General features: G+C 41.7%; 15 protein-coding genes, 2 tRNA genes and 1 rRNA gene. 4 read left to right on the top strand and 14 right to left on the bottom strand.

Translation table 11 applies throughout. The features are described from left to right. Positions 1–1,150: 1,150 nt before the first annotated feature. Positions 1,151–1,975 carry a hypothetical protein gene (locus tag BAA9072_RS23680; RefSeq protein ID WP_201717016.1) on the bottom strand — a complete coding sequence of 275 codons (825 nt, stop codon included), beginning with the start codon at positions 1,973–1,975 and terminating at the stop codon, positions 1,151–1,153. 154 nt (positions 1,976–2,129) lie between these two features. On the opposite strand from BAA9072_RS23680, the gene BAA9072_RS23685 reads away from it, so the two are divergent. Beyond that, positions 2,130–2,321 (top strand): hypothetical protein, encoded by a 192-nt coding sequence (locus tag BAA9072_RS23685; RefSeq protein ID WP_201717017.1) that lies wholly within the window; start codon positions 2,130–2,132, stop codon positions 2,319–2,321. 274 nt (positions 2,322–2,595) lie between these two features. Here the strand turns inward: BAA9072_RS23685 and BAA9072_RS23690 are convergent, their stop codons facing one another. The 3 genes from BAA9072_RS23690 to groES all read right to left on the bottom strand — a co-directional run bounded on the left by BAA9072_RS23690 (position 2,596) and on the right by groES (position 5,233). Then, positions 2,596–3,072 (bottom strand): hypothetical protein, encoded by a 477-nt coding sequence (locus BAA9072_RS23690; protein WP_201717018.1) that lies wholly within the window; start codon positions 3,070–3,072, stop codon positions 2,596–2,598. Between the two features lie 176 nt (positions 3,073–3,248). Then, positions 3,249–4,886: a chaperonin GroEL gene (gene groL / locus BAA9072_RS23695; protein WP_149157832.1), complete on the bottom strand. Its 1,638-nt coding sequence runs from the start codon at positions 4,884–4,886 to the stop codon at positions 3,249–3,251. 59 nt (positions 4,887–4,945) lie between these two features. After that, positions 4,946–5,233 (bottom strand): co-chaperone GroES, encoded by a 288-nt coding sequence (groES, locus tag BAA9072_RS23700; protein WP_034766060.1) that lies wholly within the window; start codon positions 5,231–5,233, stop codon positions 4,946–4,948. Positions 5,234–5,540: 307 nt separating this feature from the next. On the opposite strand from groES, the gene BAA9072_RS23705 reads away from it, so the two are divergent. Continuing rightward, positions 5,541–6,284, top strand: coding sequence for a CPBP family intramembrane glutamic endopeptidase (locus BAA9072_RS23705; protein ID WP_201717019.1), 744 nt, complete (start codon positions 5,541–5,543; stop codon positions 6,282–6,284). Beyond that, positions 6,281–6,490, top strand: a complete 210-nt coding sequence (locus tag BAA9072_RS23710; protein ID WP_201717020.1) for a YdiK family protein — start codon at positions 6,281–6,283, stop codon at positions 6,488–6,490. Before BAA9072_RS23705 ends, BAA9072_RS23710 begins: the two co-directional genes overlap by 4 nt. 15 nt (positions 6,491–6,505) lie before the next feature. Here BAA9072_RS23710 and tatC read toward each other — a convergent pair whose 3' ends face one another. The 3 genes from tatC to BAA9072_RS23725 are packed head-to-tail and all read right to left on the bottom strand — an operon-like array spanning position 6,506 to position 8,197. Then, positions 6,506–7,279, bottom strand: a complete 774-nt coding sequence (gene tatC, locus BAA9072_RS23715; protein ID WP_201717021.1) for a twin-arginine translocase subunit TatC — start codon at positions 7,277–7,279, stop codon at positions 6,506–6,508. Between the two features lie 15 nt (positions 7,280–7,294). Continuing rightward, entirely contained in the window at positions 7,295–7,465 is a 171-nt protein-coding gene (locus tag BAA9072_RS23720; protein WP_044340658.1) for a twin-arginine translocase TatA/TatE family subunit, read from the bottom strand. Positions 7,466–7,519: 54 nt separating this feature from the next. Further along, positions 7,520–8,197 carry a redox-sensing transcriptional repressor Rex gene (locus BAA9072_RS23725; protein WP_201717022.1) on the bottom strand — a complete coding sequence of 226 codons (678 nt, stop codon included), beginning with the start codon at positions 8,195–8,197 and terminating at the stop codon, positions 7,520–7,522. A gap of 190 nt (positions 8,198–8,387) precedes the next feature. Between BAA9072_RS23725 and abc-f the strand changes: the two genes are divergently transcribed. Continuing rightward, positions 8,388–10,334 (top strand): ribosomal protection-like ABC-F family protein, encoded by a 1,947-nt coding sequence (abc-f, locus tag BAA9072_RS23730; protein WP_201717023.1) that lies wholly within the window; start codon positions 8,388–8,390, stop codon positions 10,332–10,334. A 367-nt stretch (positions 10,335–10,701) separates the two neighbouring features. On the opposite strand, the gene tsaD is transcribed toward abc-f, so the two are convergent. The 7 genes from tsaD to rrf form a co-directional block, all read right to left on the bottom strand. After that, positions 10,702–11,718, bottom strand: a complete 1,017-nt coding sequence (gene tsaD / locus BAA9072_RS23735) for a tRNA (adenosine(37)-N6)-threonylcarbamoyltransferase complex transferase subunit TsaD (protein WP_201717024.1) — start codon at positions 11,716–11,718, stop codon at positions 10,702–10,704. Then, positions 11,715–12,152, bottom strand: coding sequence for a ribosomal protein S18-alanine N-acetyltransferase (gene rimI, locus BAA9072_RS23740; protein WP_230980988.1), 438 nt, complete (start codon positions 12,150–12,152; stop codon positions 11,715–11,717). Before rimI ends, tsaD begins: the two co-directional genes overlap by 4 nt. Before the next feature lie 20 nt (positions 12,153–12,172). Next, positions 12,173–12,871 carry a tRNA (adenosine(37)-N6)-threonylcarbamoyltransferase complex dimerization subunit type 1 TsaB gene (tsaB, locus tag BAA9072_RS23745; protein ID WP_201717025.1) on the bottom strand — a complete coding sequence of 233 codons (699 nt, stop codon included), beginning with the start codon at positions 12,869–12,871 and terminating at the stop codon, positions 12,173–12,175. After that, positions 12,868–13,323, bottom strand: coding sequence for a tRNA (adenosine(37)-N6)-threonylcarbamoyltransferase complex ATPase subunit type 1 TsaE (gene tsaE / locus BAA9072_RS23750; RefSeq protein ID WP_201717026.1), 456 nt, complete (start codon positions 13,321–13,323; stop codon positions 12,868–12,870). The genes tsaB and tsaE overlap by 4 nt, the downstream gene beginning before the upstream one ends. A gap of 168 nt (positions 13,324–13,491) precedes the next feature. Next, positions 13,492–13,568 (bottom strand) — tRNA-Asp (locus BAA9072_RS23755). 119 nt (positions 13,569–13,687) lie between these two features. Further along, a tRNA-Met gene (locus tag BAA9072_RS23760) sits at positions 13,688–13,761 on the bottom strand. Between the two features lie 91 nt (positions 13,762–13,852). Next, positions 13,853–13,969: ribosomal RNA gene (rrf, locus tag BAA9072_RS23765) — 5S ribosomal RNA — on the bottom strand. Between the last annotated feature and the right edge of the window lie 10 nt (positions 13,970–13,979).

A 13,979-nucleotide genomic window follows, 5' to 3' on the forward strand; every position in this document is an offset into this window, starting at 1 on the left:
GGAGATATGGGAGGGTAAGTCTACCTAATAAGCAGAGATCAAATGTGCCCATCACTGAAAAATAAGGGAGACCCTTCCAGTTTCTCAACGCAACGCGTAAGCATATATCCCTTTATTTTGAACAAATAAGAAAAAAGGAAGATATTTAGCCGAGATGATTTAAAAAAAATTTTAATAGAGAAATAAAACGGTTGTAAGACCTGATATTATAACTTTTCCCGAGGGAGTCGAGCACCTTCCGTTCCAATCAACTTTCTAAGAGTGTGTGTCTGAAATAGACGTATATAAATACCTTGCTTTTTAACTCTAGCTTCTTTCTAAATGTTGAGCGATCAACGTTCTGCTCTTTCCATCACCTCTTGTCACTAGCGAGTTCTGTAGATGGCGAGGGCACTGCGTAGACGCCGGCTGGGTTCTAGCGTGCCGATACCCCGTTCTTTTTAGTTGAAGCAAAGCAGTCCCCCTTACCGTCCCCCCAACACCGGTTGACAGTGCTCAAGCAACAAATTGTTCAAAAACAACAATCTTTCCGAAAAGAGCCTTTTAAAAAAATGGCTAATATGGGTAAAGAGTTAGATGAAACTCTGATTTTCAGTCACTATAGATGATCCCCAAATACCGTTGATACATTTCATTCTCAAAACCCGCACTTTTATTTTCAACTCAAAATAATAATGTTCCATTAAAAAAAGAAGCCCCCCAAAAGTTCATCGAACTCCTGAGAAGCCTCTCTTTATTCACCTCTATGTGAGCAAAACTATAAGCATTTTACTCTAATCAAGGGAATGGGGATGATGAATTACATCATGCCGCCCATGCATTGTGCATCTTTCTCTTATAATCTCCTACTATATAAAACCTCTTTTCTTCTATTATATAGAACTTCCATTCTCGAAAAAAATACACCCATTAATATCTCGATATATGTTTCTCGGCATCAAAACCGGCATCATTTTATACAGCATTCCCTACTTGTTTGAGTACATTTAAAATAAGTGGCGATACTTGAATATGTGTCATAACTATCCCGTCAACGGTTATGCGGATGGGATAGATTACGATAAGATACTTGGAGTTGCATACTTAAATTCGGACAATAAACAATGATAATAAAAAGCCCCTCTCAAGAGAGAGGGGCTTTTCGACTGTATTACCAAGAAAGTGTTTGTATAGCTTTGCCAGTATCGTTGGTCCATCCTGGATCAATTCCAAATGTGCCGTCTTTCGAAGTAGAAAACGATGGTGATACACCAAAAACACTATGTCCATATTCAAATGATACATTAGTAATTCCTGACGACTGATTGGTTATTGCAATTTGGTCGATATGGCCAGCATGATCTGATCCGTAACCTTGAATTAAATCAATGTCCACGCCAACGCCTCCGTTTATAGTAAAGTCATCCGGTTGGACACCATAATCTCTTCTTTCCCCATTAGATCCAACGTAGTAGTCGTGAGTATGGAAAGCCACTCCACCATAACCATCTGTTGCTATCGATAATCCTTCACCACTAGACCAACCTACAGAAAATGCGTCAGTCCATGTGTTTTGAGGAACTGATTCCCAATTCCATCTTCCCCATACCCTGAATTTACTCCATCCACTTGGTAAAGTTGCGTCAGGAACTTCATATGCTGAACCAATAATTTCAACATGCCCTTCCAAATCTCCGATTACAGTAGATTGAGATGATAACATCATATTCTCTGCATTAGTTTTTTCAGGATCATCTATGTAAACTCTTTTCTTGACATGAAATTTTTTGGTTGCGCCTTGTTCAATAAGGGACCTTAAAAAATCCACCGGATAATCTTTAATTTCGTCTTCATTGAATCCAACATCTTGAATCAATGTTTGAATCTCGTCACTGTTTAATTTTTCGCCATTAGTTTCTTCTGCACTTGCGATACTCACTTGAAGTAAAAACAAGAAAATAAAAGAAGTGCACATTAAAGTTAATCTTTTCCCCATTTCAATTCCTCCTTTTGAATACTTTTCCAACTCTACCAAAAAGGAGTTAATTTGTAAATGTAATATTGTAATATTTTTAATTTATTTTTAATTTGTTATTTAATTTTTTTGTAGTATAATATATATTTGTAATTTAGTTACGGGAGGTTTAGTATTGAAAAAAACTCTTAAGTATTTTATTTTCACGAGTATTATATCTTTACTACTGGTATTATTAATTGGGGCAATCACCGATCCAAAAGGTGATAGTGAGCTAGTTACAATGCTTGTATTTATTTTATTTATTGAAACCCAACTGATTCTAGCTCTGTTATTAAAAATAGTTAATAATCAACCTAAGCAGTAACCTTGCATATAGAATATTAAACAATTTACATATCCATCTTAAGGTTAGTACCCCAAAAAAGGGGTACTCTATTTGTCTTGAAATAAGAGCAGATGTTAAATCTATTAGATGCTATTGATGATTTAATTTACTAATTAACTAACTCTAAAACCTTTCAAAAATTATTCTCTCATGTTTCTTATCCACTATTTTCATTCTACAAATTTCTTTTACCTGAATATTCCCTCCTCAAAATAGTCTAGGCATTTTTTAGAATCAATTTGCTTTAAAAATTTCAGGACCCTTTATATTCAACAAATTCTCCAGTGATATAAGCAACTTTCCCTTCGTAAATGACTTCCCAATACCCCGTCTTACTGTTTTTACCATCCACAGATCCGGTCACCTGAATCTTTTCCCGCTTTGCGATTGTCCCGAGTTGCTTAGAGATGTCTCGATCTGGGCAGTTCTGGATGATGGCAGCTGAAGTAACGTTGACGATTTTAATTTCGCCAATGGCTCTCAACCCACTTTTCTTCGGTTTAGCCGGCTTCTGCGCTGTAGATGTAGCCGGCGTGTGTTCGACCGACACAAATTCATCGGATGCAGTAAGATAGTACGTTTCCCCTTTACTATTCTTCACCTCATACTGCCATGCGTCATTCACTCTCACTTTACGCACAGCTTGCGGGAACCCGTATCCTTTAGGTAAGTGTCCTGCAACATCTTTATCCTTCCAGGAAGGCTTGGAATAGTATCTTAAGTCGTCCATCTTCGAACGAATCCAGTTCGTTTTAAAGATCGAAAAAAAGAAGCTTCTCAAAAGTTCGGAGAACTAATGAGAAACCTCTCAAAAAACGGTTAATTTTTATTTCAGGCACCGAATCGGCATCAAAAATGGTGTTTTCACCGGGTAAACCCTATTATATCAAGGGTTTATCTGGCGTTTTACATCATGCCGCCCATTCCACCCATGCCGCCCATACCAGACATATCTGGCATACCGCCGCCGCCTTCTTCAGGAATGTCCGCTACTACTGCTTCAGTAGTCAGGAACATCGCTGCAACAGACGCTGCATTTTGAAGTGCAGAACGAGTTACTTTGGTAGGATCTACGATACCTTTTTCAATCATGTTGACCCACTCGCCAGTAGCTGCGTTGAAACCGACACCTACTTCTTCCTTCTTCAGACGTTCTACGATGATAGAACCTTCAAGACCTGCGTTGTGAGCGATTTGACGGATTGGCTCTTCAAGAGCACGTAGCACGATGTTGATACCTGTTGCTACATCTGCATCCGCTTCGATTGATGCTACTTTGTTGTATACGTTCACGAGTGCCGTACCACCACCGGATACGATACCTTCTTCTACTGCTGCACGAGTCGAGTTCAATGCGTCTTCGATACGCAGTTTACGCTCTTTAAGCTCAGTTTCAGTTGCAGCTCCAACTTTTACTACTGCTACTCCACCTGCAAGCTTAGCAAGACGCTCTTGTAATTTTTCCTTGTCGAATTCAGAAGTGGACTCTTCTAATTGAGCACGGATTTGGTTTACGCGAGCTGCGATTTTTTCCGGGTCTCCAGAGCCTTCTACGACAGTCGTGTTTTCTTTCGTTACGACTACTTTCGCAGCGCGGCCAAGTTGAGTGATGTTCGCAGATTTAAGGTCTAAGCCTAGATCCTCTGTGATCACTTCTCCACCAGTAAGGACCGCTAAGTCTTCAAGCATTGCTTTACGACGGTCACCGAAGCCAGGGGCTTTAACAGCTACAGCGTTAAATGTTCCGCGAAGTTTGTTTACAACAAGTGTTGCAAGTGCTTCACCTTCAACATCTTCAGCTACCATTAGTAATGGTTTACCTTGTTGAACGACTTGCTCAAGGACAGGAAGTACTTCCTGGATGTTGCCGATTTTCTTGTCAGTGATTAAGATGTATGGATTTTCAAGAACCGCTTCCATTTTATCAGAATCAGTGACCATGTATGGAGATGCATATCCGCGGTCGAATTGCATTCCTTCCACTACGTCAAGTTCAGTAGTGAAACCTTTAGATTCTTCAATTGTGATAACGCCGTCGTTCCCAACGCGCTCCATTGCTTCTGCAATCAGTTGACCTACTTCTTCGTCAGCAGCAGAGATCGCAGCAACTTGAGCGATGGAATCTTTGCCTTCGATCGGCTTGGAGATCACTTTTAATTCTTCGATAGCCGCTTGAACCGCTTTTTCAATTCCTTTACGAACGCCAACTGGGTTAGCTCCAGCTGTTACGTTTTTAAGACCTTCACGGATCATCGCTTGAGCAAGGACCGTCGCAGTCGTTGTACCGTCACCGGCAATTTCGTTTGTTTTGCTTGCTACTTCAGCAACCAGTTTTGCACCCATGTTTTCGAATGCATCTTCCAGTTCGATTTCTTTCGCAATGGTTACACCGTCATTTGTAATAAGTGGTGACCCAAATTTTTTCTCAAGTACCACGTTACGTCCTTTTGGTCCAAGAGTTACTTTTACTGCATTTGCTAATTGATCTACACCGCGAAGCATGGAACGGCGTGCTTCTTCGCTGAATTTAATATCTTTAGCCATTGATAAAGTCCTCCTCTTATTTAAATAAAGTATTGTTTTTGTTTATATACGAAGTTTGATTATTCGCCAACTACAGCCAGAATATCGCTATCACGAAGGATCAGGTATTCTGTGCCTTGGTATTTCACTTCTGTACCAGCGTATTTAGAGAAAATGATTCGATCGCCGACAGCTACCTCAAGAGCAACGCGCTCACCGTTGTCAAGAATGCGACCAGTACCTACAGCCATCACTTTACCTTCTTGTGGCTTTTCCTTTGCGGAATCCGGTAGCACAATACCGCTTGCTGTTTTTTCTTCTGACTCAACTAGCTCGATAACGACGCGATCACCTAGTGGTTTTAACAAGTGAAACAACCTCCTTGAAATTATGTAAATGATATTTATTAGCACTCGGCTATTGTGAGTGCTAACACAACTATTATATTAATTAATTCGTTTTCATTTTGCAAGAGTCCTGCTTAAAATTTTTTTCGTCATTTTTCTCTTTTTTTCACACCCTCCTATCCTATGCCCTTCATTCCCCATATATTCCAGGATGAATGAAACCCTTAGATTTGAACAGTTCCACTTTTCTTAGTAGAATTGTACAAGAGTACGTTCAAGTCGAAACAAGGTTGGTCGTTATCTTACAGGTGCTAAAGGAGATCAAACGTTGAAAAAACATTTCGGATTTATTTTAATTGCCTATATCGTTATGCAGCTTTCAAGCATTGTCGGGGTACCCCTGTTATATAAAATTGGTGTTGACGTCCTCGGACAGCCCGATGAGACGGTACGAAGTCTAGTTCCCGGTTACTGGCTTGTCATCAGCTTTACGCTGACCCTGCTCGTTGTCTGGAGCATCCTCAGGAAGAGCGAGACAAGTACCCGCCTTGAACGGAGCGCTCCCATGGGTACGGGCGGTTCCATCGTTTGGGCGGTTCTCGGAATCTTCATGGCATTCCTTGCTCAATCGATTGCGATTCAAGTTGAGTATGCGATAGGGATTCAAATGGGATCGGAAAATACTCAGATGATCATCGGCATCATTGAAAAGGTTCCATTATCTATGATGGTCGCGGCCATCATCGGTCCTATATTAGAAGAAATTGTGTTCAGGAAGATCATTTTCGGCGTCCTTTATGAGAAGATGCATTTCTTCTTCGCCGCTCTTATCAGCTCGGTCATCTTTGCCCTTGCCCATTTTGAGCCGGAGCATGTGATACTCTATTCAGCAATGGGCTTCACCTTCGCCTTTCTTTATGTGAAAACGAAGCGGATTCTGGTGCCAATATTTGCTCATGTTGCCATGAATACAACGGTCGTTCTAATGCAATCTATTTATAAGGACGAAATTGAGAAAATGATGAATGAAGCTGAAAAAATTCAAGGATTTATTGGAGGATTATTTCTATGAGGAGATCACCATTATTCTCGGGAGTGATCTATCTCCTTCTCGGTGTGCTCTTCACATACTTTGCTGTACAAAACGTACAGAATGATGAAGGTTGGGGATTTTTCACGTATATGCTCATCTTTCTGGCGACCCTGGACTTCGGTTCCGGGTTAAGGATGGTCATGCTGCATTTCAAAATCAAAAAACAAATACAGAACAAAAAATAAGGATTGATCTTTTGATCAATCCTTATTTATATCCTCGAACTGTTCCATTTCAAGCTTCTGCTCTGCTTCCAACACCTTTTTGTATCCGATCTTGGAGATCCAAATACTGATTTCGTATAGAAGCAGTAAAGGAACCGTGACCATCATATGGGATACGATATCCGGCGGTGTAATGAAAGCCGCAACGACCAGCAAGATGAAGTAAGCCACCTTCCTCATTTGGCTTAACAACATCGGTGTAACGATTCCCAACCTGGTCAGGAAGAGCATAATAACCGGCAGCTGAAACAAAAATCCAAATGGAATGGTAATTTGAAACAGAAAATGAAAGTATTCATTGATGCCGATCACTTGCTGGATATTTAGATTGGTTGATAACCCCATCATAAATTTCACAACGTATGGAAACAAAATAAAATATGAAAATGACAATCCACCTAAGAAAAGCAAAAGAGAAATCGGAATGTAACTGAGCGTTACCTTCCTCTCTCTTTCATATAAGCCTGGACTTATGAATGACCACACTTGAAACAGGATAATGGGTGATGTCATGATGATCGCAATGAACATGATCATTTCCATATAGATTTTGAGAGGGTCTGTGATCCGAAAGGCGTTCATGGTTAGCTGTTTCGCCTCATCGGCGTGCTGCAAATATCGAATTAACGGCTCCGCAAGAAAGAAACTTACGATGACCGCTAACAAGAAGAAAACGACTACAAACATGAGTCGTTTTTGCAATTCTCCTATATGTTCATAGACTGTCATGTCTCTTTGACTTTGACTCATGGCGTTCATCCTACCCTACTTAGCTTTTTTGCTATTATCGTCCTCATCATCTGCTAAGCCCTTTGTTGCATTCTTGAATTCCCGTAATGTATTCCCGGCCGCTTTTCCTAACTCAGGTAACTTCTTCGGTCCAAAGATCAGTAAAGCCACAACGGTGATTAGTACGATACTACCTGCACCTAACATAATGAGACACCTCCTCTTTTACCATTCTATCATAACGTAAATATGAAAGATTTTCTATTCTGTTATGATTCCATCTTGTGACATTTCCGTGTCATCCTCTGAGTAATGCTTCAAGAAGTAAACGAGTGACTGAAGTTCAACCGCCAAGTCGATATGATGGACACGGATATGGTCTGGCACCGTCAATCTCGCAGGGGTGAAGTTCAAGATCCCCTTTATATTCGAAGAAACCAGTCGGTCTGTGATATTCTGAGCAGATGATGCCGGCACCGTCAGGATCGCTACCTCAATATCATGCCCTACAAGCTTCTCTTCTAAATCATTTAAATGAAAAACGGGTACATCACTGATTTGCGTCCCGACCTTATTTTCATCCACTTCAAATGCCATTTCAATCTTCGTGTTATTATTCTTTATGAAATTATAATGAAGAAATGCCGTACCAAGGTTCCCTACCCCGATCAGCACAACTTTGGTAAGGGCATCCTGATCCAGTGTTTTTCGGAAGAAGGATAGAAGATAATTGACATTATAGCCGTATCCTTTTTTACCTAATGCCCCAAAATAAGAAAAGTCTCTCCGGATCGTAGCAGAATCAACCTTCACCGCTTCACTTAATTCCTTCGATGAAACCCTCTGCTTACCCGATGAATACAGATTCTTGATAAAGCGATAGTATAGCGGAAGGCGCTTGGCCGTTGCCTGTGGAATTTTCGTTGTATCCTGGTTCATATTGTATTCCCCCACATCTATTCAAAACCTCTGATACCGCTTCCAAAAATGAAAGCACACAGAATTTATTAACTCTCCTACTCATCATACACTATATTTTATCCTAAGTGTACGAAGATTAATAGTCGATTTATTGCCGTCCCCCTCTCAAATACGGTACACTAGCACTATGAAATAGAGGTGAAACGTCATGATTCTTTTACAAGTGAATCAACTAACAAAAAACTTTGGAGCAGATAATATCCTATCAAACATTAAACTTGAAATACAGACAAGAGATCGGGTCGCCCTCGTTGGACGCAACGGGGCAGGAAAGTCGACTCTTTTAAAAATAATCGCAGGGCACCTCTCCTATGATTCCGGAGAGATCACGAAACCTAAAGGCGTCTCCATCGGATATCTGGCGCAGAATACCGGCTTGGAGTCTGATCTATCCATTTGGTCGGAAATGCTGACCGTCTTCGAGAAATTGCAGAGACAGGAAAAGCAATTAAGAACATTGGAAATTCAGATGGCCGATCCTTCGGTGTATGAGCAAGAAGAGCTTTATCAACGCGTATTAAAAGAATATGATGAGCTTCAAGTCAGGTTCAAAGATTCCGGCGGTTACCAATATGAAGCTGATATCCGCTCTGTCCTTCACGGTTTGAATTTCGCAGATTTCGATTATGCTACAAAGATATCCACATTGAGCGGTGGCCAGAAAACCCGTCTCGCTCTTGGGAAACTTCTTTTAACCAAACCTGACGTTCTTATTCTTGATGAGCCGACCAACCACCTTGATATTGAGACTTTATCGTGGCTTGAGACGTACCTTCAAAGCTATGAAGGAGCCGTCCTGATCGTTTCCCATGACCGCTATTTCTTAGATAGCATTGTCAATCAAGTGTATGAAATTTCCCGGAACCGGAGCAAGAAATACATGGGGAATTACAGTAGGTACCTTGAACAAAAAGCGGAGGATTACGAAAAGGACCTCAAAATGTTCGAACGTCAGCAGCAGGAAGTAGCCAAGCTCGAAGACTTCATTCAACGGAATATTGCAAGGGCCTCTACCACCAAAATGGCACAGAGCCGACGAAAAAAACTGGAACGGATGGATAAGATGGACCGCCCACTCGGGGATGAGAAATCTGCCAACTTCGCGTTTCAAATCGACCGTCCAAGCGGGAATGACGTGCTCCACATCCAGGATCTTACCATAGGATATGGTAGTGATGAGCCGATTTCATCCCATATCGATTTCTCTGTAAAAAAAGGGGACAGCATAGCGCTGGTTGGTCCAAATGGAATCGGGAAATCGACGCTCCTAAAAACATTGGTGAATAAACTCCATCCTCTTGATGGGGCATTTAAATTTGGATCCAATGTAACCATCAGTTACTATGATCAGGAACAAGCCGAACTGTCATCGAATAAGACGGTCTTAAATGAACTGTGGGACGAGTATCCGTTGAAAATGGAAAAAGAAATCCGGACGGTTCTCGGCAACTTCCTCTTTTCAGGGGAGGATGTCCTAAAGCCCGTTTCCACATTAAGCGGTGGAGAAAAGGCCCGGTTAGCCCTATCCAAGCTGATGATGGAAAAAGGAAACGTCCTGATCCTGGATGAGCCGACAAACCATCTTGATCTAGACAGTAAAGAAGTGTTGGAAAATGCCCTGATTGATTATCCCGGCACAATCCTCTTCGTGTCACATGACCGTTATTTCATCAATCGCATTGCCACAAAGGTCGTAGAATTGTCCAAGAAAGGATCGACAGAATACCTTGGAGATTACGACTATTATGTAGAGAAACTGGAGCAGCAGGAAGAACTGGCAGCGCTCGAACGCATGGAACAAGGAGAAACAGGTTTATCTCAAAATACTTCTCAAAAACAATCCCACAAGATTGATAAAGAAGCAAAAAAACTCGAACGTCAACGAAAGCGCAGAGTAGAAGAAATCGAAGGCCTCATGGAAGAACTCGAAGCAAACATTCAGGAAAAAGAAGAGCTTCTCTGTGATCCTGACATCTTTCAAGATCACCAGAAAGTGCAGGAAATCAATGAATCGCTCACAATAGCCAAAGAGGAGCTTGATTCTCTATTAGAAGAATGGACAGAACTGGAAGAATTACTTCAAGAAGAACAATAATCCACAGGATTGGGGATAACTATCACACCCCAATCCTTTCTTATTCCACATTATTATCCACAACCAAAAGACTAGTGAATCGTTATTCACAAAAGTTTTCCACACTATCCACAAAATAAACTTGAGTTATCCACATATCCAATCAGGGTATAGGGTATTTTTTCCATCTATTTTTCACATAGTATACACATTATTTAAGTAGTTACTAACAATTTATCCACAACCTGTTGATAAAACGTATGTTCGTTCCTTTCTTATCCTTCCCTTAATCAATCCTGCATTTTACCCACAGGATATCAACAAACATTTTATTTTCTGAAAGAAAAAAAGCTTAAACGAAGTTTCGTTCAAGCTTTCCCTTTCCCTTTTAGAAATTTTCGATATCAAGCCCGGGATGAGCATTCATATCCATGCTTCCCCTTTTTCCTTGTTCAAACAATATGGTACCGGCTGCGGCAATCATGGCAGCATTGTCCGTGCAAAGGGACAACGGAGGAATGATCAACTCCGCCTCCATTCCTTCAAAGGCTTCTTGAAGAGCAGCACGTAAGCCTTTATTGGCCGCAACTCCACCAGCCAGTAATACTTGCTCCACTCCATGCTCCTTTACCGCCTTAACGGTTTTTGTTACTAACACATCTATCACACTTGCTTGGAAGCTAGCTGCCAAATTCTGTGGATGAATGGTCACACCCTTTTGCTTCGCATTGTGAAGCGTGTTGATAACTGCTGATTTCAAACCACTAAAGCTGAAATCATAGGACCCTTCTTCCAGCCATGCCCGGGGTAAATCTATACTCGATTCTCCTTCATGAGCCAGCCTGTCAATATGCGGACCTCCCGGATACGGAAGACCCAGGGTACGGGCCACTTTATCATAAGCTTCCCCTGCCGCATCATCGCGTGTCTCTCCGATGACCTTAAACGAACCATGCTCTTTCATGAAAACAAGCTCAGTATGGCCTCCGGAAACCACCAATGCAAGTAAAGGAAACTCCATTTCTTTCACTAATCGATTCGCATAAATATGCCCTGCAATATGATGGACACCAACCAAAGGCTTGTTATATGCAAATGCAAGTGCCTTTGCCGCGTTGACGCCAATCAGAAGTGCACCCACTAAACCCGGGCCTTCTGTTACGGCGACACAATCAATATGGTCCATTGTCATCCCGGCTTGTTCGAGTGCTTCTTCCAGCACAAACGTAACCTGTTCCACATGATGCCGTGATGCAATCTCAGGGACTACCCCACCGAATCGCTTATGACTTTCAATCTGTGACGATACAATATTCGCCACAATCTCTGTTCCATTTTTTATAATCGCCACAGCTGTCTCATCACAGCTTGTTTCAATTCCCAATACAAACGTATCTTTTTTCATAAATTCACCCACATTACTAAAGCATCCTCTTGGTTATCCGAATAGTATCGCTTACGGATCCCTCCATCTTGAAAACCGAGCTTCCGATATAAGTGCTGGGCCGGTGCGTTCGAGACCCTGACTTCTAACGTCATCACACGTGCACCAAATTCAATGGCGATGCCCATAATCTTGCGCATAAGAGCTTCGCCCAAGCCCCGCCCCCGGTAATCCGGGAGAACGGCTACATTAGTGATATGTGCCTCATCCACAACGAGCCACACCCCACAATAGCCCGCCAGCTTATCTCCATCCCCTGCAACAAGGTAGGTGGAAAGGTGGTTATGCTCGATTTCATTCAAGAAAGCGTCCCGACTCCAAGGAATGCTAAAAGATTGATTTTCAATTTCCATTACAGCGTCTAAATCATCAACTGTCATAAATCGTATGTCCATATTATAAGATCCTTTATCATCTAATCAGATTTTTTTTGAGACTCCAGCCATTTCACTTCTGCTTCTGCCATCCGTATATAGTTAGGCAGCACTTCATGAGCCGTATTCTCTTTATAACTCAACCCTATAAAAGCAAGTTCGGACGGGCGGGGATTATGACTGACAAAAGGAGCGATTTTAGCCTGATCTCCCAGTACTTCCTTTATCATGTTCTTATGAATGGAGACATCGTTCCCGACAAATAATAAATCTTTATTTAACTCTTTTAAATTTGTAACCCATTCTTCCAACAATATGTTGCGATCCTCTTCAACGCGAACTAATTGATCGCCCTGAAACTCATACAGGCCAGTGTATACCTGTCCTCTTCTCGCGTCGAATATGGGAACGATAGCTCCTGAAAAATACCGTCCAGACGAAGCCAGTGTCGCGAGACTGGATACGGGGATAAGGGGGATGTTTAATGACCATGCCAGGGTCTTGGCTAAGGTGACCCCGATCCGTACACCAGTATAGGAACCCGGACCATTCGCCACAACAATTTTCGTTAACTCCTTTGCCTCTATCCCACAGTCTTTTAACAACTGTTCGATAGCTGGCATAGCTCTTACAGAATGATTCTTTTTAATATACGTAATGTACTCCCCAATTACCTTATCCTCTTCGATAAGGGCGACCCCAAACGGATAATTGGAGGTATCTATGGATAATATCGTCATGACACAATCTCCTTACACAATTCACTATATCGATCGCCATTTGGCTTCAACACGATTCTTCTCTTAGAATCGCCTTCCCGGTAAATCGAAAGACTTAATAACTCTTCCGGAAGTTGATCTTGTATTAAGTGGGCCCACTCAACGACAGTCACACCTTCACCTTCAAAATATTCATCGAATCCCAAATCTTCAAAGGAATCGTCCAGCCTATATACGTCCATATGATATAGAGGCAGACGCCCCTTATATTCTTTTATGATGGTAAAAGTGGGACTGTTCACGGTTTTAGTGACACCAAGACCCTTGGCAAGACCCTTCGTGAACGTCGTCTTTCCGGCACCAAGATCACCTTCCAATGTCAGCACTGCCCCAGGATTTAAATGTGCTGCAAGTTTCTCAGCAAAGTGGCCTGTCTCCTCTGGACCGTTTGTTACGATCTCAAATTGATTCATGTTAATCTCCTCAATCATCATTTAGAGTATAAAAAAACCTTAGGATCATTTGTTACCCTAAGGGAGAATGTATATATGTAGTTTACCCTTTTTCAGGTATGAGAGTAAAGGTTATGAAAAATAGACAATAAAAAAAACGAAACAACGTTTCGTTTGAACAAACAAAAATGGCGGTCCGGACGGGACTCGAACCCGCGACCTCCTGCGTGACAGGCAGGCATTCTAACCAACTGAACTACCGGACCAGAGTTTTTTGACGATAGTCAAAATAACTTTCATTATTTGCACTAGCAAAATAACTATCCATGCGTGACTCATCAAGAATTATAAGTTATCCAAATTCATAATTCAGTCAAAAATGGTATTGCGGGGACAGGATTTGAACCTGCGACCTTCGGGTTATGAGCCCGACGAGCTACCGAACTGCTCCACCCCGCGACGATAAAAATGTTACTGTACCTTTACTACCTTCTATACTACCATATGTACCTTCACAAATAAAGTGTTTGTACAAAAAAAGAAATGTTTCGCCTGGCGACGTCCTACTCTCACAGGGGGAGATCCCCCAACTACCATCGGCGCTGAAGAGCTTAACTTCCGTGTTCGGCATGGGAACGGGTGTGACCTCTTCGCCATTATCACCAGACGACTATTCA

Origin of the sequence: Rossellomorea arthrocnemi (genome assembly GCF_904424705.1) — a bacterium.
GTDB classification, from domain to species: domain Bacteria; phylum Bacillota; class Bacilli; order Bacillales; family Bacillaceae_B; genus Rossellomorea; species Rossellomorea arthrocnemi.